At 36.5% G+C, this 24,864-nt stretch carries 29 protein-coding genes, 1 pseudogene and 1 riboswitch; of the genes and pseudogenes, 27 read left to right on the top strand and 3 right to left on the bottom strand.

Features of this window, described 5'->3' with window-relative positions; all coding sequences use genetic code 11:
- Positions 1–56 precede the first annotated feature (56 nt).
- From B5354_RS14425 to B5354_RS14520, 17 genes are all read left to right on the top strand, one after another.
- A complete protein-coding gene (locus tag B5354_RS14425) occupies positions 57–767 on the top strand; it encodes an aminoglycoside phosphotransferase family protein (protein ID WP_281252771.1) in 711 nt (236 codons plus the stop codon).
- A complete protein-coding gene (locus B5354_RS14430) occupies positions 709–1,251 on the top strand; it encodes a GNAT family N-acetyltransferase (protein ID WP_079530592.1) in 543 nt (180 codons plus the stop codon). The genes B5354_RS14425 and B5354_RS14430 overlap by 59 nt, the downstream gene beginning before the upstream one ends.
- A gap of 303 nt (positions 1,252–1,554) precedes the next feature.
- The gene (gene vanR / locus B5354_RS14435; RefSeq protein ID WP_079529513.1) at positions 1,555–2,250 is read left to right on the top strand and encodes a vancomycin resistance response regulator transcription factor, VanR-F/VanR-M family; all 696 of its coding nucleotides are present in this window, start codon (positions 1,555–1,557) and stop codon (positions 2,248–2,250) included.
- Positions 2,243–3,355: a sensor histidine kinase gene (locus tag B5354_RS14440; RefSeq protein ID WP_079530593.1), complete on the top strand. Its 1,113-nt coding sequence runs from the start codon at positions 2,243–2,245 to the stop codon at positions 3,353–3,355. Before vanR ends, B5354_RS14440 begins: the two co-directional genes overlap by 8 nt.
- Positions 3,356–3,457: 102 nt before the next feature.
- Positions 3,458–4,333 (top strand): VanY-A/VanY-F/VanY-M family D-Ala-D-Ala carboxypeptidase, encoded by an 876-nt coding sequence (vanY, locus tag B5354_RS14445; RefSeq protein ID WP_079529514.1) that lies wholly within the window; start codon positions 3,458–3,460, stop codon positions 4,331–4,333.
- Between the two features lie 331 nt (positions 4,334–4,664).
- A complete protein-coding gene (locus B5354_RS14450; protein ID WP_079529515.1) occupies positions 4,665–4,949 on the top strand; it encodes a hypothetical protein in 285 nt (94 codons plus the stop codon).
- A gap of 282 nt (positions 4,950–5,231) precedes the next feature.
- Positions 5,232–5,426, top strand: coding sequence for a hypothetical protein (locus tag B5354_RS14455; RefSeq protein ID WP_079529516.1), 195 nt, complete (start codon positions 5,232–5,234; stop codon positions 5,424–5,426).
- Positions 5,427–6,605: 1,179 nt separating this feature from the next.
- Entirely contained in the window at positions 6,606–7,868 is a 1,263-nt protein-coding gene (locus B5354_RS14470) for a hypothetical protein (RefSeq protein ID WP_079529519.1), read from the top strand.
- Positions 7,869–8,043: 175 nt separating this feature from the next.
- The gene (locus tag B5354_RS14475; protein WP_139377146.1) at positions 8,044–8,442 is read left to right on the top strand and encodes a hypothetical protein; all 399 of its coding nucleotides are present in this window, start codon (positions 8,044–8,046) and stop codon (positions 8,440–8,442) included.
- 233 nt (positions 8,443–8,675) lie between these two features.
- Positions 8,676–9,071: a hypothetical protein gene (locus B5354_RS14480; protein WP_245804801.1), complete on the top strand. Its 396-nt coding sequence runs from the start codon at positions 8,676–8,678 to the stop codon at positions 9,069–9,071.
- 105 nt (positions 9,072–9,176) lie between these two features.
- On the top strand, positions 9,177–9,800 hold the full coding sequence (locus B5354_RS14485) for a nucleotidyltransferase domain-containing protein (RefSeq protein WP_176142501.1): 624 nt from the start codon (positions 9,177–9,179) through the stop codon (positions 9,798–9,800).
- 252 nt (positions 9,801–10,052) lie between these two features.
- On the top strand, positions 10,053–10,592 hold the full coding sequence (locus B5354_RS14490; RefSeq protein ID WP_079529523.1) for a GNAT family N-acetyltransferase: 540 nt from the start codon (positions 10,053–10,055) through the stop codon (positions 10,590–10,592).
- Between the two features lie 518 nt (positions 10,593–11,110).
- Positions 11,111–11,533 (top strand): YhfM domain-containing protein, encoded by a 423-nt coding sequence (locus B5354_RS14500; RefSeq protein ID WP_079529525.1) that lies wholly within the window; start codon positions 11,111–11,113, stop codon positions 11,531–11,533.
- 99 nt (positions 11,534–11,632) lie between these two features.
- A complete protein-coding gene (locus B5354_RS14505; protein WP_079529526.1) occupies positions 11,633–11,887 on the top strand; it encodes a hypothetical protein in 255 nt (84 codons plus the stop codon).
- A 175-nt stretch (positions 11,888–12,062) separates the two neighbouring features.
- Positions 12,063–12,629: a DUF3231 family protein gene (locus B5354_RS14510; RefSeq protein WP_079529527.1), complete on the top strand. Its 567-nt coding sequence runs from the start codon at positions 12,063–12,065 to the stop codon at positions 12,627–12,629.
- A 271-nt stretch (positions 12,630–12,900) separates the two neighbouring features.
- A complete protein-coding gene (locus tag B5354_RS14515) occupies positions 12,901–13,356 on the top strand; it encodes a GNAT family N-acetyltransferase (protein ID WP_079529528.1) in 456 nt (151 codons plus the stop codon).
- A 434-nt stretch (positions 13,357–13,790) separates the two neighbouring features.
- A complete protein-coding gene (locus tag B5354_RS14520; protein ID WP_079529529.1) occupies positions 13,791–14,294 on the top strand; it encodes a hypothetical protein in 504 nt (167 codons plus the stop codon).
- A gap of 9 nt (positions 14,295–14,303) precedes the next feature.
- Here the strand turns inward: B5354_RS14520 and B5354_RS20930 are convergent, their stop codons facing one another.
- A complete protein-coding gene (locus B5354_RS20930; protein WP_281252746.1) occupies positions 14,304–14,426 on the bottom strand; it encodes a hypothetical protein in 123 nt (40 codons plus the stop codon).
- Positions 14,427–14,574: 148 nt separating this feature from the next.
- Positions 14,575–14,958, bottom strand: coding sequence for a hypothetical protein (locus B5354_RS14530; protein ID WP_079529531.1), 384 nt, complete (start codon positions 14,956–14,958; stop codon positions 14,575–14,577).
- 226 nt (positions 14,959–15,184) lie between these two features.
- Here B5354_RS14530 and B5354_RS14535 point away from each other — a divergent pair, with 226 nt between their 5' ends.
- The 6 genes and pseudogenes from B5354_RS14535 to B5354_RS14560 all read left to right on the top strand — a co-directional run bounded on the left by B5354_RS14535 (position 15,185) and on the right by B5354_RS14560 (position 20,875).
- Positions 15,185–15,595, top strand: a complete 411-nt coding sequence (locus B5354_RS14535; protein WP_079529532.1) for a hypothetical protein — start codon at positions 15,185–15,187, stop codon at positions 15,593–15,595.
- Positions 15,596–15,841: 246 nt separating this feature from the next.
- Complete coding sequence (locus B5354_RS14540) at positions 15,842–16,687, top strand: hypothetical protein (protein WP_079529533.1); 846 nt, start codon at positions 15,842–15,844, stop codon at positions 16,685–16,687.
- Positions 16,688–17,222: 535 nt separating this feature from the next.
- Positions 17,223–17,720 carry a GNAT family N-acetyltransferase gene (locus B5354_RS14545; protein ID WP_079529534.1) on the top strand — a complete coding sequence of 166 codons (498 nt, stop codon included), beginning with the start codon at positions 17,223–17,225 and terminating at the stop codon, positions 17,718–17,720.
- A 613-nt stretch (positions 17,721–18,333) separates the two neighbouring features.
- Positions 18,334–20,025, top strand: coding sequence for a beta-N-acetylhexosaminidase (gene nagZ, locus B5354_RS14550; RefSeq protein WP_139377147.1), 1,692 nt, complete (start codon positions 18,334–18,336; stop codon positions 20,023–20,025).
- A 233-nt stretch (positions 20,026–20,258) separates the two neighbouring features.
- A pseudogene (locus B5354_RS14555) lies at positions 20,259–20,384 on the top strand (PspC domain-containing protein); the annotation flags it as partial.
- Positions 20,385–20,458: 74 nt separating this feature from the next.
- On the top strand, positions 20,459–20,875 hold the full coding sequence (locus B5354_RS14560; protein ID WP_079529536.1) for a hypothetical protein: 417 nt from the start codon (positions 20,459–20,461) through the stop codon (positions 20,873–20,875).
- A 302-nt stretch (positions 20,876–21,177) separates the two neighbouring features.
- Here the strand turns inward: B5354_RS14560 and rpsN are convergent, their stop codons facing one another.
- Complete coding sequence (gene rpsN, locus B5354_RS14565) at positions 21,178–21,447, bottom strand: 30S ribosomal protein S14 (protein ID WP_079529537.1); 270 nt, start codon at positions 21,445–21,447, stop codon at positions 21,178–21,180.
- A gap of 162 nt (positions 21,448–21,609) precedes the next feature.
- Positions 21,610–21,710: riboswitch (TPP riboswitch) on the top strand.
- A gap of 78 nt (positions 21,711–21,788) precedes the next feature.
- On the opposite strand from rpsN, the gene thiT reads away from it, so the two are divergent.
- From thiT to B5354_RS14585, 4 genes are all read left to right on the top strand, one after another.
- Complete coding sequence (gene thiT / locus B5354_RS14570; protein ID WP_079530594.1) at positions 21,789–22,361, top strand: energy-coupled thiamine transporter ThiT; 573 nt, start codon at positions 21,789–21,791, stop codon at positions 22,359–22,361.
- 122 nt (positions 22,362–22,483) lie between these two features.
- Entirely contained in the window at positions 22,484–23,353 is an 870-nt protein-coding gene (locus B5354_RS14575; protein ID WP_079529538.1) for a DUF1028 domain-containing protein, read from the top strand.
- Positions 23,354–23,371: 18 nt separating this feature from the next.
- Positions 23,372–24,133 carry a sporulation protein gene (locus B5354_RS14580; RefSeq protein ID WP_079529539.1) on the top strand — a complete coding sequence of 254 codons (762 nt, stop codon included), beginning with the start codon at positions 23,372–23,374 and terminating at the stop codon, positions 24,131–24,133.
- Between the two features lie 138 nt (positions 24,134–24,271).
- A complete protein-coding gene (locus B5354_RS14585; RefSeq protein ID WP_079529540.1) occupies positions 24,272–24,859 on the top strand; it encodes a DUF2087 domain-containing protein in 588 nt (195 codons plus the stop codon).
- The last annotated feature ends 5 nt before the right edge of the window (positions 24,860–24,864 follow it).

A 24,864-nucleotide genomic window follows, 5' to 3' on the forward strand; every position in this document is an offset into this window, starting at 1 on the left:
AATAGGGCAATTGGTTTATTAAGGGGGCGCGTTTATCGAATAACGCGTCCTTCTATATAGGGAGCTTATCTAGTAAGTGCACTTTTTTAAACAGTTTAACTGAGTCCGAACAATATTCATCCGGTTTTAAAGCGGGCGAAGAACTGAAGAAGTTACATAAACTATCCGCCCCCTCCGATTATCCTTCATGGTACACAGTAAAAAAGCAGAAGATAGATAAATACTTATTGAATTTAGAGAAGATAAATTTAGATGATGAGTTGAGGATGATGCTAGAGAATTACATCATAAATAATGAAGTTTTAATGAAAAATAGACCCAACAAGTTCCAACATGATGATTTCCACCCTTCAAATCTTTTAATAAATAATAAGCAATTTTCAGGAATTATTGATTTTCAAAGAATGGACTGGGGAGACCCCGTTCATGACTTGCAAAAATTAGGTTTTTTCTCAAAGCCAGTTAGTATTGAATTTACGAGAGGAATTATTGAGGGTTATCACAATGGAAAGGGAATAAGCGATTCATTTTGGGAGCTATTCACATTTTACAGTGCAGTGCACATAGTTTCAGCTCTAGTTTGGGCAAAAAGAAGAAGTCAGGAACATTTCGATCTACTCCATAAATATTCTCTGGATGTTATGAGTGAACATTTCACTTTAACTAAAATAAACCAATTAATTTACAGTTTTAATAGAGGTGATAAAGATCGAAAACAATGTTTATTCTCTTTCAAACGAAAGGTTATCATTAAGGGAAATCAATGAAAATGACTGGACAGATATACATAAGTACGCATCGAAGGATATTGTGTGTCAATATCAACCCTGGGGACCTAATACAGAGGAAGAGTCTAAGAGTTTTGTTAAGCAAATAATATTAGATGCTTCCAAAGAAAAAAGGACAAGATATGCCTTCGCCGTTGTCTACAATAAAGATATGATCGGTGTGGGAGAACTCAACATTAGAGACTTCACTAACAAGGTTGGAGAAATTGCTTATATTGTAAATCCAGATTACTGGGGACAAGGAATTGCAACAAATGTGGCTAAACTTCTAATAAGGTTCGGTTTTGCTGATATACAACTTCATCGTATATACGCCACCTGTGATCCTAGAAATATAGGTTCATCAAAGGTTTTGCAAAAATCTGGTTTGACTAAAGAAGGTAAAATTCGAGAGGATCTATTAATAAAAGATGGATGGCGAGATTCTTTACTATATAGCATCTTGGAATATGAATGGTTATGAAGAAAAAATTTTAAGTTTAATTGTAGATTATTTCGAAATCGAGTCTTCAGTTAAAGGAGCGCAAATCCGGAATAAGGATCTGGGCTCTTTCTTTGTGAAAAGGGCCATATTCTTGAATAAGAAAGGGAAATAATAATATAAATAGGAGCCATAAATTATTTAATTAACTTACACACATGTTAATATTATATAGAAGAGGTATCTCTACCAACAATGGTAAATATTTTTGATGGTTGCACTTTCATAAGGATTGATGGAAAAAGTTATATTCACTGAATATAACTTTATGTAGGAGTGGAATAGTTGAAAAATATATCGATTTTAATAGCTGATGATGAGAAGGAAATTGCAGATCTTGTTGCAATCCATTTAGAAAAAGAAGGTTATGGTGTTATTAAAGTATCTGATGGTCAAGAAGCCATTCATTTTATCAAGACTCAACCAATTGATTTGCTGATTTTGGATATTATGATGCCGAAAATGGATGGACATGAGGTAGCCCGTCACATTCGCGAACAACATAATATGCCTATCATTTTTTTGAGTGCCAAAACTTCTGATTTCGATAAGGTACATGGATTGGCGATTGGAGCAGATGACTATGTAACCAAACCATTCACCCCCATTGAATTGGTTGCTCGTGTAAATGCTCAATTGAGGCGCTTTATTAAGTTAAATCATCCCCATATGGATAATGGGAAGACCTTAGAATATGGTGGATTAGTTATTTCTCCTGATCAACGCACTGTTACTGTATATGGCGAAAACATTGAACTAACGCCGAAGGAATTTGATATTTTGTATTTATTAGCCAGTCATCCAAAGAAAGTTTATAGTGCTGATAATATTTTTCGTAAGGTATGGGGTGAAGCATACTTTGAGGGTGGCAATACCGTTATGGTCCACATTCGTACTATACGGAAAAAACTTAAAGAAGATAAACAAAAAGACAAATGGATTAAAACTGTGTGGGGCGTCGGGTATGCATTCAATGGTTAACATAGCTAGAAGTTTTCGCTCGAAAATGATTCTGTTATTTGGTTTAAGTATGCTTCTCTCTGGTATTATAACCTATTTATTCTATAAAGGACTTCAATTTTACTATCACACAATGGTTAGCTATGGGGATCCGTTGGTTCAGTTTCGTTTATTCATAGGCAGTATTGGTGAAATTAACTTTTTTTTATTACTGTTTATCCCACTCTCGATATTGTTCTTCTTTTTACTAACGAAGCGCTATTCGACCTATTTTAAAGAGATTTCAAACGGAATTCATTATCTCGCTCATGGTGACTTTAATCACCGTGTTCAAATCCTATCAAATGATGAATTTAAGGATATTGCGCAAGACATTAATCTGGCAAGTGAAAAATTGCAACAGGCCATCGAAAGAGGGGATTTTTCAGAAAGAAGTAAAGATCAGTTAGTCGTAAATCTGGCTCATGATTTGCGAACACCGCTCTCCTCTGTTCTAGGTTATTTAGATTTAATCCTTGAAGATGAGAATCTGACGAAAGAACAGACTAGACATTTTTTGAAGATTGCTTTTACCAAATCTCATCGGTTGGAAAGACTTATTAATGAATTATTCGAAATAACAAGAATGAACTATGGCATGCTGCCTGTTGAAGGAAAACAAATTAATATAAGTGATCTGCTAAAACAACTAAAGGAAGAATTGTATCCTGTCTTTGAAAAAAATAATTTAATAGCTCGAATAAATATTGCTACCGATTTACCTATATTGGGTGACGGAGATTTATTAGCGCGCGTATTTGAAAATATTCTGGTCAATGCAAATAGATACGGATATGATGGTCAGTATGTAGATATTAACGGTTTTATTGATTCAGGGGAAGTAGTTGTCCAAGTTATGAATTATGGAAATTGTATTCCTTCCGATGAACTTCCATATATCTTTGATATGTACTATACCAATGACAAAGCACGGGTTTATCAGGATGGCGGGACAGGTCTTGGCCTATTCATCGCAAAAAATATTGTGGAGCAGCACAATGGAACAATTACGGCAGACAGCAGTTTAATACGGACGATATTTGAAGTCCGTTTACCGCAGGAAAATATACAAAATGACAAAGTTTAATCCCAAGTCAAAGATTTAAGGAAAATTTAAAGTTTACCCCACTCTTTTTTTAAAAAGATTTTCCTATCCTTTAGATAAGTTAAGAAAAGGGGGAAACTGAAATTGAAGAAGTGGGTTTTTTTATGTTTAATATTGGTCTGCGGTTTTGCAGTTTATAATATCACACCATTCTTTGAAGATATGAATGATATTAAAATAAATCAGCAAGATCAGGAAGAAAATGAAGTGTTCGAGGTGTATTCTGGAAACACTCAAAAGATTAAAATTGCAGAAAAGCAAATATATGAAGGAAATCTGTTATTAGTTAACAGGGAATATCCCGTTCGAAAAGAAAGTGTTATAACAGATATTACAAGTTTAGTTAACCATAAAGAATTGACGAAGGGATATGGGTTACATAATACCAATATTCGCTTGTCAAAGATGGTGACACAAAAGTTTTCAAAGATGGTTGATGCCGCCAGAAAAGATGGGGTTAGTAATTTTTTGATCAGTAGTGGTTTTCGGAGTTTTGAAAGACAAAAAGAGCTTTACAAAGAAAAGGGGCCTGACTATGCTTTGCCAGCAGGCCATAGCGAACACAATTTAGGATTAGCGCTTGATGTTGGATCTACCCAAACGACAATGTACAAGGCATCAGAAGCTGAGTGGATTGAAAAAAATGCCTGGAAATACGGTTTTATTTTACGCTATCCAAAAGGCAAAGCAGATGTAACAGGCATTGAATATGAGCCATGGCATATTCGCTATGTTGGTTTGCCTCATAGCGCTATTATGCAGGAAAAGAATTTTGTCTTAGAAGAATATTTAGGTTATCTAAAAGAAGAAAAGAGCATTTCTGTTAAGGTTAATGGAAAACAATATAGCGTTTCTTATTACCAAGTATCTCAAAGCATTACAATTCATGTACCTGATAACCACCATTACGAGATTTCAGGGAACAATATGGATGGTGTGATTGTGACAGTGTTTCCCTAATCAACACATACTAGCCTGTCCAGGCGTTGAACGGTTCCGGTGTGTTTTGATCAATGAATAAACAATTCTTTCTTAAAATATCTTGAAACTGAGTCTTAAATAAACGGGGCGCGATTATTCAATAAGAATAGTCGCCTTTTCTTTTGCATAGAATTATGCTTCTTCTCCGAGTACTTAATTTCGAGTTAATGGATTATCTAAAGGTTGAGTAAGTGGGAGGGTTTTGAAATAATTGGAACTATGCTGAGTTGATTGTCAGGAAATTACACTTTTCTCAGCAGCATTACCTTTTCAAAATATTACAAATTAACATGGGATTGGAGATATAGTTATGTGGGTAATATTAGGGGTTATTGCTATAGTAGTAACTTTTATAAATCTTTATATGTACACAGCAGGAAAGGATTATAAGCTTGCTATGGCGATGGGGTTATCATTTACAGCATTAACGCTTTGTGCAGAATACAGTCTTGTCTCTGATTGGGTAGAAGTGGAAGATTGGGCAGCTTTAATGGATGTAGTACCTGGTATGGAAAGGGCATTATGGTTTTTGACAATCGTTTCTATCTTACTAAATATAGCACCTATACTTTTAGAACTAAAAGGTAAGAAATAATTACTTATTGTCACTTTATTTTTATAATATGCAATTATTGTGTAGATTTTTATGTATAACTATCGGATGCGTTAGTTGAAAATATGCTTCAATTATCTCGGAATCAAGTCTTCACGAAATGGGCGCAAAAATTGAATAACTAGCTGCCTTTGTTCAGTCCATCTTATTGTTTTACAGCTATGGGTGCAGGTTACTTCAAGAAAGAAATCGGGTTTGTCTTTTATGCCTTTTATGAAACTTCTTATTGATATGTTCGTATTTAAACTGAGGGGGGAATGAGTAATGGAGGCATTCGAACTGAGCTTTAAAAATAAACGTGTAAGAATGTGGTTTATATGGGTGCTTCCTGTAATCATCCTATCAGGAATACTATTTTTTCCTTTACCAGTAGAGTACCATTGGATACCTTCTTTTCTTCCTATCATTGCTATAATTATCTTTTATGGTTGGGTCAAATTTGATAAAAATAAAATTTAACCATTTTATTCCATTAAAGGGCGCGTTTATCGAATAACGTGGAGTAATTTGTGGGTTGGATAGTAATAATATTGAGGTGTTATGATGAAAAAAATACTAAAAATGCTTTCTTTAACTTGTTTCGTAATCTGTGTCCTTCTCTGGATACCTAATTTATTGTTTCAAGTACCAAGTGATTTATTTTTAGAGATATTTATTATCGCTCCTATAGGAGTACTCTTAGCTATTTTTAGTAAAACTAAATGGCTCATAATTGGTAATACAATCATGTTTTTTAGCTTCTTTATATTGATGGGCTTAGGATCTATTATAGAGGCTATTATCCACTCCTAAAACACTAAAATCATGATTCAATAATAAAGAATACATAGGCTTTAAGGCGCTTTATTTTTTATTCGGATTATCTTGATATTGAGTCTTCCTGATAAGGGCGCATTTCCGGAATAAAGGATTTGCGCTTTTTATGCATGAATAGGGACAGTTAATTGAACAACGCTTCAAAAGGAGTTATTTTTAATGCTTAAATCTGAAAAACACAATTTGATAGCCAACATTCTTGTTTGGATTGCAGCACTTATAATTATTTATAATGCTATAACTTTTGAACCGTCTTTATGGTTTAACATTGCTTTTCCGTTGATAATGGGTGTACCAACATTTAGATCAATCCGTAGAATTCTCAAAAAGGATGATTGAAGGATGATTGAATGCTATTATTTATTGAGTTAACCGTGGATTTTAATTAAGGATTTTCCTCAATCGGACGCTTTTCCTTAATAAGGAAAAGCTCCAATGTCGCATATAAGAGCAATTGTTGTAGTAGTTAGCTTAATAACTGGCATCTACACCACCAACAAACATTTCAAGATAAAAGAGCAAGAAATTAAATTAGAACGAGAAAGGTTAGAGGTGGAAAGAAAAAGCCTGGAATTAGAAGAGAAAAAGACTTAGTGAAACGATAATTTTTGTTCAACTAAAGGGCGCAATTCTGGAGCAAAGGATTGCGCTTTTATTACTGTATGGGTCCATATTCTGGAAAAAGTTATTGTGTAACTCATTTTAGTTCCTTCTGCTGCTTTGAATGTAGAAAGATTAAATAACTAAAGACTTTCCTTTTGAGTTGTGGCTAGATGTTACAATGAAATTACCGGCATAATTTACATAATTAGGAGTGTAGAAATGAAAAAAGTAAGACTTGTTTTTTTGGGACTAATACTTCTCTGTGCTTGCTCGACAGGGGGAGAAGTTGAGACAGATAAGACTAGTGAGAATGATGAGACAACAGGTACAACAACTTATGGATTCGAACAAGACCAGGACGGGCCTGAAGAAAGCAAATGGTTACTACCAAACTCTTATCAAATAACGATTGATGATTCTTTTGAGATGGTTTCAAGATATGAAACAGGCTCTTCTGAAGAGAAAATGTTTTTTTGGCATAAGCCTTCAGCTAGCGAATTTTCGTTTAAACCAGAGAAATCACCAGAAAAATTTGAAAAAAAAGTCCCGACGATCGAAATAAAACCAATCAATAAATATCACCGATATATGTATATGCATTTAACAGGAAGTGAATCTCAAAAGAGTATGGAAGCTGTTAAAAAAGAGGTTAAAGAAAATTCTGAAGTGTACCTTGAAGAAGTGAAGGAACGAACAGTAGAGCTGTTAAAAGGTGATCCGACAATTTACACGAAGGAAGACTATGACATTGAGCCTTTCACCTATATGATTGAAAGTGAAACAGAGCAAGGTGTGCTTCACTATGAATTGATCGGTGAAGTGGAAAGTTCCTATCTCAGAGCTACATTAACCATCCCGGTGAAGAAGAAAGAAGAGCTACTTGGGAACATGTTAAGTTCTATTCGGACGATTACATATAAAGAAGAAGAGTTTAAAGATAATGCAGTATTAGATGAACCGACAAGTTTGTCCTATGAACCCGCAGAGAATCTTAAAGGTGATTATCCTGAAGTAGGCTATTCCTTTGAGGTACCTGAAGCTGCGACGTTTAGGTATTCATATCCAACGTATCATGCATATCGTTATACATTTGACACGCGTTATAAGGAAAGCATCGAAAAAGGAAATTTCAGCTTAAACCATTCAGAATTAATCGTTCGGGTAGAAAAACTGGAGAATGCGAGAAATCGAGAAGAAGAACTGCGTACTAAGGGCCGTTTTGATTTTGTTACTGCTCAAAGTGATCATGCCCAGTCGATCACATACTTACATGAAGAGGAAGATTTTGATACCGGTATATTCTCTACTGCCGTGCGTGTCGAATTCGATGGTTATGAAAAATACTGGTTTTTAAGAGAAGTAGACGGTCATGTTTACGAGGTCACTTTTGATATTACCTTTGAGGCTCCAGAGTATAAGGAATTATTAGACAATTATTTGAATGTTGTGCGTACCTTCGAGCTTATAGGTATAGAAGAATAGCAAACAAACGTACAGAAATCTTAAATAATTAAAATGGTAAAAAATTGATCTTCCAATACCATCTAATAGAAGTTCTGTCCTTGTTCAATATAAGGCGCGCTTTTCTTGGGTTGCCGAGCGTTTTTGTGCCCTATTTAGGTATTTTAAGAGAAAATAATGGATGGGAGTTGAAATAGTGAAAGGTTTTATAATGTTGCTGGCAGTTGGCCTATTATTAAGCGGTTGCGGCAATGAATTGGATGTAGAACAAGCAGAATCGCAGGAAAAGCAGCTAGAAATCGTGAATAAATTACTAGAAGAAACAGACGGCCATACCAGGGGCGCGTTTGAACAGTTACCAGCGGAAACCAGCGAATATATGAAGCAAAATCCGGATTTATTGCGGAAATTTACACAGGGTGAACCCACATTTATGGGAATCATTGACACGTTACGTCTAGGCACAAATGTTAAGTTAGGGCCGGAAGATATACAATTAGTTTATGACACCCTAGAAAATGATAGCGAAGTAGCGATATATGAAAATGGAATGAAATTTTCCGATAGCTTTATTGCTAAATTAAAATCCAACTAAACGATAGAAACAACCTTTTTTTAAGAGGTGGATTGTCAACACAAGGCTAGACAATCCATGCGTTATCTTGAAATTGAGTCTTCTGCATAAGGGGCGCTTATCTGGAGTAAGGTAAGTGCCGTTTTTATGAAATAAAGGATTGAGTTAGTATTTGGATTTTGAAATAATTGGTATTAAACAGATAGCATTACTGAACACCAACTATTTCAAAGGATGTGTAATAACTGGGTGAGTTGGATTATAAATTAAGTGAATTTACCAGAATGCACGATGAATTTATCAATGATTGGAACGAAGCAATGATTTCAGGTGACACTTCTTCCTTAGAAAGAATGACTAATGATTACTATGTTGCTTTTTTTAAAGGAACGAATGAACAACCTATTATTTTTAACCGAAAAGATGCAGTAACAGGAATGAGACAATCAGTTAAACAGATGTTAGGTGCTAATAAGAGGTTTGAAAATAGAATAATTCGCCTAAAGAATAATAATCACACGGTAGTATTTTACGAACAGTTGATTTATAAAGGTGCGGAATTATTATCGAGGTTATTTACTATTGAAGATTGGCAGTTTCTTGATGGGAAATGGATGATAGTTAGAGAGATAGAAGAGCCCATTGATTAATTTCAACCTACCTCTACTTTATGTGGAGTATGATCTATCGGTTTCCAAAAGAACAAAAAAGATATACAAATGGCAATTGATCTAAAGGGGGCTAAAAAGAATATTATGAAGGATATAGAAAAGTTACTTTTGGACATCACGATATATATCAAAGATAAATATGACTGCCATACGATACTCTTATACGGTTCCTATGTAACAGGAGACTACACAAATGAGAGTGACATTGATCTGATCGGGTTTACCAATTCAACTGAACAGTATAACGAAGTTGATCTTTTTAACGGAAAGCAGTTAGACGTTTGGATTCATCCGACCAATGATATGAAAAATTACGAGCAATTTTTGAAACTACATCAAGCAGAAATTTTGCTTGATGAACAAGATAAGGCTGGTTCGTTTATGGAAAAAGTTCAACGTTTATTTGAGGAAGGACCTAAGAAACTCTCTTCCGATGAGAAGGTGTTTCTAAGAACCTGGCTGCAGAAGATGGAAAAGAGGTCTAGAAAAGGAGACCTTGAGGGAAATTACCGTTTCCACTGGATGTTAAAAGATAGCTTAGAGATATATTTTGAACTTAAGGATCAGTGGTATTTAGGTCCGAAGAAGTCATTTCGTTGGCTCAAACAGAATGATCCTGAAGGCTATCACCTTATTCAAATGGTGTTGAATGAACCGAATGTATGTAATCACGTAACGGAATGGATCAACTACATAACAAGAAAGTAGCCTTCTCTTTTGTCAAATTTTATTAATTTTATCTTGATATCAAGTCTTCTGGAAACGGGCGCGCTTCTTGAATAAAGGAGCGCGTCCTGTTTAATTGTGGAATAAGGATTGTCAACATTGCACATTTGAATGCTATTCCTCAGGAGAACATTAGTAACAAGCTTATTACACTGACAAATAAAATGGCTTCATATACAATAATACTGTTTAATACTCAATTGGCTTATTATATGAATCGGGAAGGAGAACCTAATGATTAAAGATAAAAATATACATTTACGGACATTTAAAACTAGTGATGCTCAAGCAATGCTGAAATTACAAAAAGAAAACCGCGATTTCTTCGAGCAATTTGCAATGACTCGTACTCGTAACTTCTATACAATCGAAGGACAACTAGAAAGGATCAAAAAGGCTGAAGAAAATATGAGACAAGATAAGGACTATTATTTTGGGATTTTTGAAAATGGTGAGAACAGGTTAGTAGGAACAATCAATCTTTTTCATATTCTTCGAGGGTCATCCCAAAGTGCCGTTATCGGCTACTTCTTAGACAAAGAATATAATGGTAAAGGATTGATGACGGAGGCTACAAGGCTGATCGTAAAATATGCCTTTGATGAGTTGAAACTACATCGTATAGAAGCTGGGGTACAGCTACACAATATTGGCTCGATACGGGTTTTAGAGAAATCAGGATTTCATCAAGAGGGCATTGCTAGAAAAAACACCAAGATAAATGGAAAGTGGGAAGATCATCAGGTTCTAGCCATCATTAATCCTAACGATTAACTGATACATACACTTTGAACAATGTTGTAGACTTTGTTAATTCAGAAGTCAATTGTTTTATTCACCAAACGGGCGCTTATCTGTAATAAGATAGGCGTTATTTTAATTGGAATAAAGGATTGAGTAAATTGCCTGGATTTGAAATAATTGGTATAAATAAATGGGGCAGTTTTCTTGAAGAATTGATTTAATAATTTTTAATAGAACTGAGGAGAGAAGAGTTTGAGGGTTTCTGCGTGGCTTCTACTATTTTTTCATACAGTAATCTTAGTACTTTGGATAATGAACTCTGGATACTTATTTTCGTTGTTTGGAGTAGTATTTTGGAGCACCTCTGTTGCCGTTGGGTTTATTGTCCAAAAACAGATAAAAGAGCAACTGTTAATAAAGCAACTACTAATGTCATCAAGTTACTTTATGGTTTTTCTTACTATAGTTACTGTCGGTATATATATTGTCACAAGTTCTATGCCTTAATTTTGTATTCCACAATAGGAATTATAAAAAAGGGGGGTTATTTGAAAAGGGTGTTTGTATGGTTATTGGTTCTGTTATGCGCTGTTACTTTAATTGGTTTTCAATCTGCAAAAGAGGAAATGACATTATTAGATAACGTATCTAAAATATCAATTTCAAAATCCGAAGGTTATGGAGGATTAAATGAAAAATTCTTTACTTCTTATGATAAAAAGGAAATATCATCAAGATTTGAAGAAATTCTTAAAGTAGCTAAGGGAAAAAGTTCGGGTATGAACAATAATAAACCTGACTACGACATATTAGTTGAGTATGATAATGGTGAAACCAATGGATTACATTTGATTCTCGGAAATGAAGGAGAGGAAAGTCTGTTTATGTATGTTGGTCACGAAGAAGATATTTTCAAAGTTGGTCCTGAGGCAACAAGAGAATTAAGGCTAATAATTAAAACAGAAAAATAAAAACACTATTCAATCAAGAATAAAGGGTATGTGCCTCTGATGCTGATCAGGGACAGGTTTGTTTAACAAGGGTATTGATTTAAAAAGGGGGGTACAGTTTTGAACAAGAATACATTAGGGATTTTGTCACTTTTGACCGTAGCAATAAGTGTCATATTTTTCTTTATAATCAGAGGAACCAATGCTAATTTAACTTTGGGTATAAGCGTGTTTACAGTTCTTTCTGTACTTGGGGTTATCTTTGCTCTCTTATCTAAAAAACTGTGGTTTATTATTGCAGGAATTCTATTGAACGGAGCATTGATAGTGTTCGCCTATTTACTGTTGCTTGCAGTAGGAATTAGTGAACCATAAAAAACCTTCTTCAAGAAACGGGGCGCTTATCTTGAATAAAAGTAAGCGCCAATCTTACATATAAGGGCCAGATTGTGAAGTAATAAAAAAGGCTTTTGATACTTATTTAAAAGGCATATTTTTCTGGGAGAGGTTAAAACTAACCCTAAATCCAAAAGAAAATTGGAGGATCATTATGCCCAGTGTAAAAATGATGTTTAAAAACGCAGCGGATATTATAGAGTCCTTAACTGATAACCATAAAAATCCATTACATATCGGTGAAGCGATGGCTTGTTGGACATATTATAGTTTTGTGTCGAGTGCCCTTATTAACGTGGAAGTAGGTCTTAACACAACAAACGATTCTAAATTGAGGAAGTTTTTTCAAGATAGCTATAAAGTGATGAAATCTCATCAAAACGAATTAAATGAATTTATGCGACAGGAAGGAGTTCCTTTATCAGATACTCCTGAAGCTAAGCCGAAATCTGATCCGAGCGCTGTACCGTTAGGAACAAAATTTACGGATAATGAACTGGCTAACACGATTAATATTAACTTTGTGGCAGCTGCCGATATGTATGCAGCTTCAGCAAGCCAATCTCTTCGGACGGATGTTGCAATGATGTTTCTAAAATTTCAAACTGATAAATTATCCCTTGGACTGAAAATGAAGGAATTAATGCAAACAAAAGGCTGGCTTAAAGTCCCTCCTTTTTATCATCCTCCTGGGGGATCGCCTACGGAAAATAAAAGTTAGGATATAAAAAAAATCAAAGGTTTGTATGAATTGATTATGCCGCAATACGATTGGGCGCTTATATTTAAGAATATGGAATTATGGATGAGCAGGAAGTATGCTATAATTGGAAAGTCTGAAAATTCATCATATTATTTCTAGACAATAATTGTTATAGGAGGCGTTCATTATGTTAAACAAGATGGCAAAAATCGTGAATAAATTTATGGGGATTACGCCGCATTAACAAAGTTGTTTAGCGTTTTCCCAAATTCTGAAAGGGGAAACATTTGTGAATACAGAAAACGTGAAGCTTGTCGAACTAAATGAAGAGAACTGGTATGAGTGCTGTGAATTAGAGGTATCAGCAGAACAAGCAGAATTCATAGAATCAAATGCAATATCAATAGCTCAATCAAAGTTTGAGACTACATTAAAACCTTATGCTATATATTTTGAAGAGAGAGTAGTAGGCTTTTTAATGTACAACTCGGTTCAAGAAGAACTTGATGGTTATTGGGTTTATAGAATAATGGTTGACAAAGAATTCCAAGGTAAGGGTATAGGCAAAGCGGCAACTAATTTAATGATTCTAGAAATGGAAAAATTGCCGAATGCAACGAAAATTGTTGTAGGTTATCATCCTATGAATAAAGGTGCCCACCAGCTTTATTCCAGCTTAGGGTTCTTAGATAATGGAGATAGGTTTGGTAAAGAAATGGCTGTTATTAAATATATAAACCAGTAATTAATTAAAAAGGACCCCATACTGGTCCTTTTTTTGTAATTGGATACTTTGAATTTTAGTTTTTACGCAATAACTGCCAATAGAGAGATTCTAATAAAGAGAGATTATCTTGAATTCCATAATACGGGATCGTTGTCCCAACCAGCCTCAAACATGTTTCTACAAGTAGGGGGTGGACAGTATTGCGGACGGGATCAAGAGTCCCACGGGCGCGAACGTCCTACCCCGGCTACCTCAAGAATAAAACCTATTAAAAATAGGTCAACCAGTAAATGACTGGCTGACCTTATAATACGAAAGGGGCGCGTTTATTGAATAACGCGTCCTTCAGAATAAGGACAGATTGCGAAGTAACTTCTTGTGAAGATGGTGAAAATTTGAAATAATCGAAATTATGATAAATTCTTTAATTAATCAAAGAACAGGAGATACATATGAAAAGAGCAGCATTTTGTACCACTTTTTTTGCCCTAGTATTACTAGCAGGATGTACAAGAGAACCATCCTTTGAAAAACACTTTAACGAAACAATGGATAATCAAGGGAGCTCATACAATCTAATACATCACAAGTTGGATGTGGTGGATAAAGATGATGCAATTGCCATTTACAAGAAGGAAGATAAAATCTGGCTTTCCTACTTTAAAAGAATGGACAATAAGTGGATAAATCAGGAAGGGCACGGCTTAAAATGTGGTGCCCAGATTAATTGGACATCAATAAATGGATATATTTTTTCCGGATTAATTTGTGATAATGGTATTTCAGAAGTGTATATAGACAACAATACAGCTAAATTTATCAATATAAACGATGGAAAAAGGTATTGGTACATAGTCACTCCTAAACAACGAGACATTGAAGAAGTTGAAGTGAGATTTGTGAAAAAAGACGGTACAGAGGAAATTGTTGATAATTACAATCCAAAAATTGAATAAGGAATGAGTCTAATTATTAATATTAGCAATCTGTTCAAGTTCATTTACGACCTGTTTAAGAGGTTTTCTTGTATCAATCTCAACATTCGCTTCGTCTCTTAATAACGGCTCAACTGTTTCAGTGTTATGCATAATTTCCTTTCGTTGCACGAGCGTTTTTTCATAATTGTTTATGGTATGAGGTTCTATTAGTTCAATCATAACATCGAGGGGAGCAATAAATAAAAATAACACGTTTTGATTTATCAAAACGTGTTATTAACAGATTCAAAAGTTAATTTTAATAACGCCAAAGGATTATCCTCCCCGTAACTTGCCTGTTAACACCATAAAGTTTTGCTACATCTCCATAATATAGGCCAAAAGCCATATTAGTAAAATGGGTGCTGTTTCCATATGGTTCGTTAAAGATTGGTTTATATGCTGTACAATTTCCTGTTGCCGCACTACATAGCCGAACCTTTAACGCATCCTGAGATCCCCAATCAGTAATGTTGACACCAACGTTACCACCACTAGGAACTTTCATATATCCATCCCATTGTCCATCCCCAGTGGTGAACCAGAAGGTTTTTTTAGCATCGGCTGATGCTGAAGAAGAATAGCCAAATAAAGTAATAGAAACAACTGCGATTATGACTAACATAGACATAAATCTTTTCACTATTTAATTCACCTCTCTTTCGCACCTTATAAAGGTATGTTGGGGGAACTTGTCATATGTAGGTGAAGAAACTATAAAAGTAAATTTTCTCCTGCTGTCGGAAATGTTATGGTTCCTATATAAAACAATAAACGGAAGAGATAACGGAATATGCGGAAATTTGAAATAAATGTTATTAAATCGTCATAAGCTGAAAGGTGTTATTTTTATATAGGGAGTTGAAAAAATGAAGAAATTAGGTGTAATTTTTGCTATGTTGGCTGTTTCATTGATAATTCCTGCCACATCTTTTGCCAATGGATGGGATTATCAAGGGCGCGATGTATTTACCGAGGAAAGTAAGATCTTTAAATCAGGTGGAGGCAGTTTTAAATTTTGTTTATCTTCTAATAGTAAAGATGGCACCTATCGATTATATGAAGAAGACCCTTATAGTACAGACGACTGGGTACCCAATTCTGCCCTTGACTCCGGCTATGATCCTACTTTTAAAGATGGAACTTTTGGATCAGGTAACAACTGTATAGTCTACAGAACCTATGACATTGACGAAGAAGTCGATGGTGCCAATGATCAAGCCGAATTTTATATTAAGAAATGGACTGGTGGGAATTCAACTGTCACAGTATATGATTAAATTCCTTTTGATGACAATATACTTCTCATTTGAAGTGCTTTTTTAGTCTTGTTTTTCCTAATGATCAAGATGGTACCGAACTTTTCATTAGAATTAAAGTTATTCTATTAAAGAGGGTGCATTTCCGGAATATAGATTTGCGTCCCTTTTGCATTTAAGGGTTATTTAATTAAACAGTGGTCTCTAATATACAAGGTAAAATTGGGGAACAATAACCTTCAATACCAACCTAAAAGGGGATTATTGATGAACAAAATAATGTTATTTACTTTACTGGTAATCGTCATTTTAAACCTCCCTCCAGTTTTCACTCACGCTGAAGAAAAACGGAATGAAGATCTAATGAAGATTATTAAAGAGTTTGTACCTTCAAGCTCACTCCTGATAAGCCCTAAAGAACCTGTATCAACGAAGCCATTTGAACTATATGACCTTAACGAAGATGGACAGGAAGAAATAATTATTACTTTTGAAATAAAAGCAAAAGAACAACCCTCTCCCTCACAGTTCGGAGCAATAGTATTAAAGAAAGGAAATGAAGGATGGAAAAAAATATGGGAAACAAAAGCACAGGGAGTAGGCCTACATTATTCAGGTGTTGCTGATATCACTAGTGATGGTAGGAAAGAATATCTATTCGGTGTGACAATCGGTGCTTCAGCAGGAAATAAACTTGAGATATTTAGGAGGAGTAATAGTTCTTTAAAAGAAATCGCAGATGTTTTATATCATAGGATTGAGCTATTAAACGATAAAAATGTTGGAATTGCTGTTTGGCAGAGGTACGTCGCCGACACCTATTTTGTGGACGTTCTAGAATGGAATGGACAAAAATTGGTTTTTGATGAAGAACTTTATTTTAAATACTATCCTGTTATAGAAAAATTTTATTACGATAAAATTTCTAAAAGAGATACGTGGTTTTACTGGTACACACTTGCAGATGCTCAAATTAAAGCAAAATTATATGAAAAAGCCACTAAATCTATACAAAAAGGAATTGCATTAGCTAAGCAATTATCAATGCCTGATGTTGTCCAAGACTTTAATCAACTAAATTACAAGCTTGGAGAAATGAAAAAGTCTTCTTAAGTAATAGCAGCTAACGTAAGCTGTACACTTGTTCGCGAATTCCAGATAATAGAAGATTAATGATATTATAAGGTGGATTATCTTGAAATCAAGTCTTCTGCTAAAGGGGCGCAATTCTGGAGCAAAGGATTAGGTTTTACTCTAAATATGATTTTGATCTTAGAATTGATAAACTATTGGCAGAAATACTTGACATTTCAAGGTCCAATTTAAAAAACTGGAGATTGATGGAATGTTAATGCTAAATCCAAATATAAATATGAAGAAAAAATTATTGATAATTTACAAGTAACAGTTGCAGGTAGTTTGTATAAGAGTTAAGGCTGTGATTTATTCATAAAAGTCTTCAGTTATTATGTTATTTGCGCTTTATAAGTAATTACAGGGGCTAACTCTCAGAAGGGGAAGGAGTTTAGCCGCTTCTTAAATACCAAAAAAACTTTTGTTGAAGCCTTGGGGGAAGAAAGCTATGATTTCTGTTTAGGGAAAATCTCTTTTTATTGTTAAATCCAGCTAGGAATGGGGTTTGAACGAGATGATTTCTTTAAGGAATGTTCAAGATGCAGATTTAGAACAGTTATTACTTATTGAGAATGAGGGCTTTTCGTTAGATGAAGCTGCAACAAAAGAAACATTTTTGGAGAGGATTCAGTTGATAGCTGATACCTTTATTGTGGCAGAAAGGGATGGGGAGATTCTTGGATATATTAATGGACCTGTTATTAATCAACCTTACATAACCGATAATCTTTTTACGGAAATCAAAGAGAATCCGAAAAAAGGAGGATATCAGAGTGTTTTAGGATTAGCAGTGGCCAAACAAGCAAGAAGTCAAAGGGTTGCAAAGAATTTAATGGAGAGAATGGAAGAGCTTGTAAAGGAAAATGAAAGAGAAGGAATTACTTTAACCTGTAAACAGGAATTAGTATCTTTTTATGAAAAATTGAGGTTTGATAACCATGGCATGTCTGAATCAAAACACGGTGGAGTAAGTTGGTATAACATGGTCAAATTAAGAGAGGGTATGAATTGATATTTTTCCATGTAGCTGATAATGAAGTAATCTATTAGTAACCTGGAAAATCTGGTTAATAATAATATACTAGGGACGCAAATCTGGAATAAGACTTGCGCTCTTTCATTTTGAAAAGGGGGCTTTTCTGAAATATTGAATTTAAACTTCTGTGGTGATTGTTACGACTAACTTTCTATTTTAAAAGGAATGGCATGGTACAATAGCATTCCTATAGAAAGGGAATGAAAATAAGGGGGTTTACATGCCTGTGTGGGTGGATATAGAGGACCTTTCATTCATAGTGTTAAACCTAAAGAAGTTGCTGAAAAAATACAATCTATGTTCAACTAAAAGAGCGCGATTGTTATACAAAGAGTTATCCTTATGAAGTATTGGAATACAAAGAATGGAGTGAATAACATAGAATCTAATTATCTTACGAGGAAATTCTGGTAGCGGAGAAACGATGATTGCGAAAAGTCTACAAAATCCTTTTGGAGCATTTTGGAGAAGGAACTCTTTTAGTTTCTCAGGATATCGTCCGACGAGAAGTGTTGTATCCTAGTGAATACATTATTAATTGTATAGCGCATATTTTGAATGATGTTACAAAGCAAGGATGATTTTTAGCATGAGAAAAGTATATTTGTTTGCCATTCTTTTGTTGATTGCCCCATTAACGGGATGTTCGTTTTTTCAAGATGACGAACCCTCACCCCACCCCCAATCAAATGAGGAGGACGCAAACGAACAAAACGATCAAGCAACCAATGAAGCGCAAAACAACACTATGAGCGCAAAGGAAATGCTAACAAAAACGGTTGCTGCCGCTAAAAAAGGGAAGATCGCAGGCAGTAACTTCGTGGCCGGACAAACTAAAATATCGGAGGTGATTCAATCATGGGGGAAACCTGGTCATGTTAATGAAATAGAGCGGGGAATATATGCCGCTTACCCGAAAAAAAATATGACATTTGGGTATCGTGAGGATGAACCCATTTTTGACGTGCGATTCGATGACGCCCTGGTTCACAAGTTAACCTTTTCATTGATTAAGCAAAACCTGGGTGAACCGGATACCATTCATTATTTTAAAGATGCACAACATAATCAAAAAATTCTAGTATATAACGTTAATAAAACCTATCAACTGAAATTCATTGTGCCGAAACCGACAAAAAGCCATTCCAATCCTCATGTTGATCATATTTCTGTTTTTAAACCGGATCCCATTAGAAAAAGGGTCCGAAGTATGACGTTAGACGAGAAAATCGGGCAAATGGTCATTGCTGGCATTGATGGAACTTCACTTAGCGGGCACACAAAAAAATTGATCAATCATCAGAAAATCGGCGGTTTTATTTTGTATCAGCAAAATATTCAAACCACAGAACAAACGCGAACCCTTTTAAACGATATGAAAACTGAGAATGCCGATAATCGCCTGCCTCTGTTTTTGAGTGTTGACCAGGAAGGCGGAAGCGTCGATCGTATGCCTGATGAATTTGTAGATTTTCCGACGAATCGGGCCATTGGGAATGTGGGCAACCCACAATTCTCCTACAAAGTGGGGCAACTGCTTGGAAAAGAATTACAAGCTTTCGGCTTTAACATGGACTTTGCGCCGGTATTGGATATCAACAGCAATCCAGACAATCCCGTCATTGGAGACCGGTCATTTAGTGCCAAACCGGGAATCGTCAGTAGGCTTGGGATTCAAACGATGAAAGGTATTCAAACCCATAATGTCATTCCGGTTGTTAAACACTTTCCCGGACATGGCGACACATCCGTTGATTCCCATGTCGGCTTGCCGAAGTTGAGCGATGGTTTGGAACATTTACGCAACTTTGAGTTGGTTCCTTTTAGCAAAGCTATTCAAAAGGGAGCTGATGCCGTTATGATCGCGCATATTTTATTCCCCAAGCTTGACACGGATTACCCGGCATCCATGTCCAAAAAAATCATTACCGGAATCTTGAGGAACGAATTAAATTTTGAAGGTGTCGTTATCACGGATGATATGACCATGGGTGCCATCAGCAAAAACTACGGGGTCGGTAAAGCTTCTGTCAAATCGGTCAATGCCGGGAGTAATATTATTCTGGTTGCCCATCAATACAACAAAGTCACCAAAGTCATACAGGCGCTCAAAACAGCAACTCAAAACGGAGACATTCCAAAAGAAAAGATCAATAACAGTGTCTACAAAATTATTCAATTAAAACGGAAATACGATCTCTCAAATCAAAAAGCAGGACCCATTGACGTTCAGGCTGTTAATGATTCCATTCGATCAGTGCTCAACCAGTATATGGATTGAAGCAAGGTCGCAAAACAAGGGCTGGTTTTTGAGTTGACAATCTAACAACTAGAATAAATTACGAAAAGTTTCTGGGAAACGACAGTGAACTAAACTTCCGATCTTTCGCAAACGGACTTCCTAATCGAACCAGATCGCGCTCTTTGAATCGGGTCAGTTTGTAAAATAAGTTTATTATGAGACAAAAATTAACTAAATCTTCAACAGATAAAGCGTTATAAGGAGTTTGTGGGGGTATAACAGAGTATTTTGGTATCTCTTCTTTTATTGTGCGAGTAATATTTCTATTTACCTCAGGTGTGTCTTTTTGGGTCTATATATTTTTGGTTTGGGGTTTAGATGAAAGGCCATCGTTGTAACACGGAAAGTTCCGTTATCGGGCGCAATTCTGAAGCAAAGGATTGCGCTTTTATTAATGTAGTGGGCCATATCGTTGAATGACGAAAAAGGTAATGGAGAAAAGTTATTTACTGGACCCAACACGGAACAGGAAAGGATGTTGGACTACTCTAACGAAGATTATGAAAAGTTCGCCAAGAGTGTTTCTGAGTATCGAAAAACTTTTAAACCCTATTTAAGCGAAAATTTTTTTGAGAGTTTTGTAAACCTTGCTGGGCCATTGAGGTTCTTAACCATGGCACATCCTAATTATGAGTTGAAAGTTGATGATATAAAGATTGAAGAAAAAGAAAATTATTACGAGTTCACTGTGAAAGTGTCCTATACGAATAGTAAAAGTAATCAAAGTAAAACGAAGAAGGTTAAGGGTCACGCACAGACTAATGAAGAAGGTAAAGTCACAAGCATTAATTATATTAATGCTGAAGAGTTTCGCACCGCATTGGACTAAGGAAAGGAAAGTTAATATGAACGGGCGTAATAATGGAATAAAGGAGCAGCATGAATATATATGTCGAAGTAGGCATTTAAAGGAACAAAGCGGTGGCTTGCATTAGCTGTCCTCGAACCCCGCGAAGCGTATGACCGTTTAATTGAGTTTGGTGAGGATAACGATATAACAATCTATAAAAACGAAAGACTATGAAATTCTAGGAAGAATGAACTGATATTGTTATACAACTTTCGGTCAGAAGTTTCACTTAGAAGGATGCAGCTGAAAAACTCAGAAGCTGAAACAGCCTTCTGAGTTTTTTACCAACTGGCCTTTTTTACACCAGGAAGCTGGCCTTTATGGGCAAGTTCACGAAACTTAATTCTGGATAGTCCAAACTGTCTCATATACCCATGTGGTCTCCCTGTAGCAACACAACGATTATGAAGGCGGGTAGGGGATGAATCCCTTGGTAGTTTGCGTAATGCTTCATAATTGCCTTCTGCTTTAAGTTGCTTTCGTATATCTTTATATTTTTCATACGTCGCTTGACGTTTGCGTTCTTTTTGAACCAAAGCTTGTTTAGCCACTGATCTTTCCCCTTTCTTTAAATAGTAATTGTTACGATTTAAATTTTATTCCTTTGTTATCTTTTTGTCAAATAGAGGAGCAGTTTGTCTGGATTGTCATAGTGATTGATACAATCTAGAGATTGCTTTATAATAGATTCATAGCAAAAGAGCGAATGAATATAAGCCTTCAAGGGGAGCTTTATGCTGAGAGTGAACAGACTTGTTCAGACCCTTCGAACCTGTCAGTTAATACTGACGTAGGGATGGTGGCTTTTTTGATGGCGATGCAATGGGACTCCTCCATCAGGAAGCTTCCCTGTGGCATCGCTTTTTTGTGTGGAAAAAAAGGAGGTAAAGTAATGCGAAGTAAACGTGTGTTATTTCTAGTCGAGGTAGCGATTTTTTCGGCATTGGCCATCTTACTTGATATTATTCCATTTCTTTCATTTAAACTTTGGGCCCAGGGAGGTTCGGTTTCGTTTGCGATGGTTCCCGTGTTTATCATGGCGTTCAGATGGGGGCTTGGCGGCGGCGTATTGACAGGACTGCTGCTCGGGTTTTATCAAATTTTATTAGGGGCTTATATTTTGACTCCGCTGCAAACGTTTCTTGATTATTTTGTAGCGTTTGGTGTGATTGGTCTTGCTGGACTATTTGCCAAGCCGGTATGGGAGGCAGCTCGCTCGAGAAAGATTAAGAAATTGGCAGTCTGGATTATATTAGGCGCTTTTATCGGCAGTTTGTTCCGCTTCATGGGCCACTTTGTAGCAGGAATTGTCTTTTATGGAGAGTTTGCCCCAGAAGGTCAGCCAGTTTGGTTGTACTCTTTAGTTTATAATGGTGGATATATGCTGCCAGCGTTTATCGTGAGTGCGATTGTATTATGTCTGCTGTTCTCACAGCGGCCGACTTTATTACTCAATCGTTCGTAAACCAGGAACCTATTTTCACAGCTTCGCGCTATGAAAATAGGTTTTTTCTTTTCTCTAGAAAAAATAGAAAGGAAAATCGTTAAAAAAGGTCGAATAAATGAGTAGGAAGGGAGTAGAAGACGATGAACCAATCAAACATAATAGCTACATATTCTATTGTAGGTTTTGATCCAGAAACAGAAGAACTAGGGGTTGCCGTTCAATCGAAATTCTTAGGCGTCGGAGCTGTCGTCCCATGGGCAAAGGCCGGAGTTGGTGCGGTTGCCACACAAGCTTTTGCCAATCCTGCTTATGGTCCCGAGGGGCTGGAGCTGCTCAGCAAAGGATTGACCGCTCAGGAAACTGTCGACCAATTAATCGCTGGAGACGCAGGTGCACCAGACCGTCAACTTGGGATTGTAGATGCGAAAGGCAGAGCCGCCACGTATACTGGGAGTCGCTGTTATGACTGGGCTGGGGGAGTCACTGGTGAACACTATACTGCTCAAGGTAATATTTTAGTCAATGAAGCCACTGTCACTGAAATGGGGCGGGTTTTTGAAACGAGCACAGGTTCGTTAGCAGACCGTTTGTTAAAAGGGCTTGAAGCCGCTGAACAAGCTGGCGGTGATAGTAGAGGAAGACAGTCAGCCGCGATTTATGTCGTGAAGGAAAAGGGTGGCTACGGTGGACTAAGTGATGTCTTTGTCGATTTACGAGTCGATGATCACCCTGAACCAGTTCAGGAATTATCTCGTATTTACAAGCTTCAACAGCTTTATTTTGGGGAATCAAAACAGGAGAATATTAAGGCGCTTGAAGGGGAATTGAAAAATAAGGTCGTTCATCATTTGTATCGGACTGGGTTTTTATCGAACAACGATCCTGATTCAGATGATCTCCACCATTCGCTTACAACGTTTTTGCATAGGGAGAATTTTGAGGCCCGCGAGCAGGAACGTGGGTTCATAGATCTTGAAGTCTATCATTTTCTAGAACAAATGGTTGTATAAAAAGAAAGGGGAATAGAGATGTTTAAAAAATTAATGGCGCGTGCTGGAATTGGAGCCGCCAAAGTGGATACACAGCTCGAGAAATTGGAGTTTCAGCCTGGCGAAGCAGTTGATGGCAAAGTAGTCGTGCAAGGCGGAGAGGTAGACCAGGAGATTGACCAAATTACTGTATTTCTGATGACCGAAGCCCTCAGAGAAGCGGACGATAAGAAAATTAAAGAAACGGTCAAGCTCGATGAATATCGGATTTCAGAGGCATTCGTCATTCGTGCTAAAGAGACGAAAGAGATTCCATTTACGATTGAAATTCCGATCCATGCCCCAGCAACGCTGAACAGGCTTCCACTGTGGTTTGAAACTGGCCTTGATATGCCAATGGCCCTTGATGCGGGAGATCGTGATTACATTAAAGTTTCTGTTCACCCGTACACAGAATCGATCCTGGAAGCGGCAGAAAGAGACCTTGGTTTTCGTTTGAAAAAAGTAGAGATGGAATACTCAAAAAGACATGGTTATGTCCAGGAATTTGAGTTTCTGCCTGGTGGTGAATTCAGAGGATATCTAGATGAGTTAGAATTAATCTTCTTCCTCGATCATCAAGGTGTTCGGGTGTTTATGCAAGTTGATCGTAAAGCTAGAGGGTTAGGCGGTTTGTTTGCTGAAGCGCTGGAAATGGACGAATCCAATATTCAGCTGTACTTTTCTAAGGATGAGCTGGAGGCTGGGGCGTCGTCATTGGCGAGGAAATTGGGCACAGCTATACGGGAACATGCTGGATAAGAACCAAAATACGGGGTGTTCTATTTTAGAAAATAGCTGCCGGATCAAATCGATTCGGCAGCTTATTTTTTTTTGACTTTCTCATATAGTTAGATTACTATCTAATTAGATGATCATTAAATTAAAGGAGGGGAAACGATGCAGTTAAATAAGATGGTCGACTTTCATAAGGCTGTGGGAGATCCAACGCGATTAAGGATTGTGTCACTTTTGCTGAATGGGCCGCTCCATGGCCAGGCGATTGCTCAAAAACTTGGACTGAGACCGCCCACGATTACCCATCATATAAAAAAGTTAAGGGATACTGGGATGGTATATTCACGACGAGATAGAAATACGATCTATTTCCATTTAGATCAAAAGAGATTGGAGTTTATGGCCACAGCGATACTACGAATGGGAGATGAGACCGTGAAGAAAGACGAATTACATGTCAACGAAGCTGAACAGCGTAAGATCCTCAATAGTTTTATTGCAGAAGATGGACGGCTGAAGCAGATGCCGAGTCAACTGAAGAAGAAACTTGTGATTTTATCCTACTTGGTTCAAGGATTTGAACGCGGAAAAGTTTATGAAGAACATGAAGTAAACGACTACATTAAACAGTTTTATGACGATTATGCAACGATGAGACGTGAATGGATCATGCAGCAGTTTATGTATCGTGAAAATAATCGATATGAGCTCAACCCGGAAGAAATGTGGCCGATAGTCGTAAAAAGGTGATCATA

This window comes from Halobacillus hunanensis (genome assembly GCF_900166655.1).
Taxonomy (GTDB): Bacteria; Bacillota; Bacilli; order Bacillales; family Halobacillaceae; genus Halobacillus_A; species Halobacillus_A hunanensis.

Coding starts and splice junctions, on each gene's coding strand:
- B5354_RS14490 (WP_079529523.1), top strand. CDS start 10,053: ATGATTAAAGATAAAAATATACATTTACGGACATTTAAAACTAGTGAT.
- B5354_RS14540 (WP_079529533.1), top strand. CDS start 15,842: ATGAACAAAATAATGTTATTTACTTTACTGGTAATCGTCATTTTAAAC.
- B5354_RS14510 (WP_079529527.1), top strand. CDS start 12,063: ATGCCCAGTGTAAAAATGATGTTTAAAAACGCAGCGGATATTATAGAG.
- B5354_RS14440 (WP_079530593.1), top strand. CDS start 2,243: ATGGTTAACATAGCTAGAAGTTTTCGCTCGAAAATGATTCTGTTATTT.
- B5354_RS20930 (WP_281252746.1), bottom strand. CDS start 14,426: ATGCATAACACTGAAACAGTTGAGCCGTTATTAAGAGACGAAGCGAAT.
- B5354_RS14520 (WP_079529529.1), top strand. CDS start 13,791: ATGAAAAGAGCAGCATTTTGTACCACTTTTTTTGCCCTAGTATTACTA.
- B5354_RS14545 (WP_079529534.1), top strand. CDS start 17,223: ATGATTTCTTTAAGGAATGTTCAAGATGCAGATTTAGAACAGTTATTA.
- thiT (WP_079530594.1), top strand. CDS start 21,789: ATGCGAAGTAAACGTGTGTTATTTCTAGTCGAGGTAGCGATTTTTTCG.
- B5354_RS14575 (WP_079529538.1), top strand. CDS start 22,484: ATGAACCAATCAAACATAATAGCTACATATTCTATTGTAGGTTTTGAT.
- B5354_RS14450 (WP_079529515.1), top strand. CDS start 4,665: ATGTGGGTAATATTAGGGGTTATTGCTATAGTAGTAACTTTTATAAAT.
- B5354_RS14470 (WP_079529519.1), top strand. CDS start 6,606: ATGAAAAAAGTAAGACTTGTTTTTTTGGGACTAATACTTCTCTGTGCT.
- B5354_RS14455 (WP_079529516.1), top strand. CDS start 5,232: ATGGAGGCATTCGAACTGAGCTTTAAAAATAAACGTGTAAGAATGTGG.
- B5354_RS14535 (WP_079529532.1), top strand. CDS start 15,185: ATGAAGAAATTAGGTGTAATTTTTGCTATGTTGGCTGTTTCATTGATA.
- nagZ (WP_139377147.1), top strand. CDS start 18,334: ATGAGAAAAGTATATTTGTTTGCCATTCTTTTGTTGATTGCCCCATTA.
- B5354_RS14580 (WP_079529539.1), top strand. CDS start 23,372: ATGTTTAAAAAATTAATGGCGCGTGCTGGAATTGGAGCCGCCAAAGTG.
- B5354_RS14585 (WP_079529540.1), top strand. CDS start 24,272: ATGCAGTTAAATAAGATGGTCGACTTTCATAAGGCTGTGGGAGATCCA.
- B5354_RS14485 (WP_176142501.1), top strand. CDS start 9,177: ATGAAGGATATAGAAAAGTTACTTTTGGACATCACGATATATATCAAA.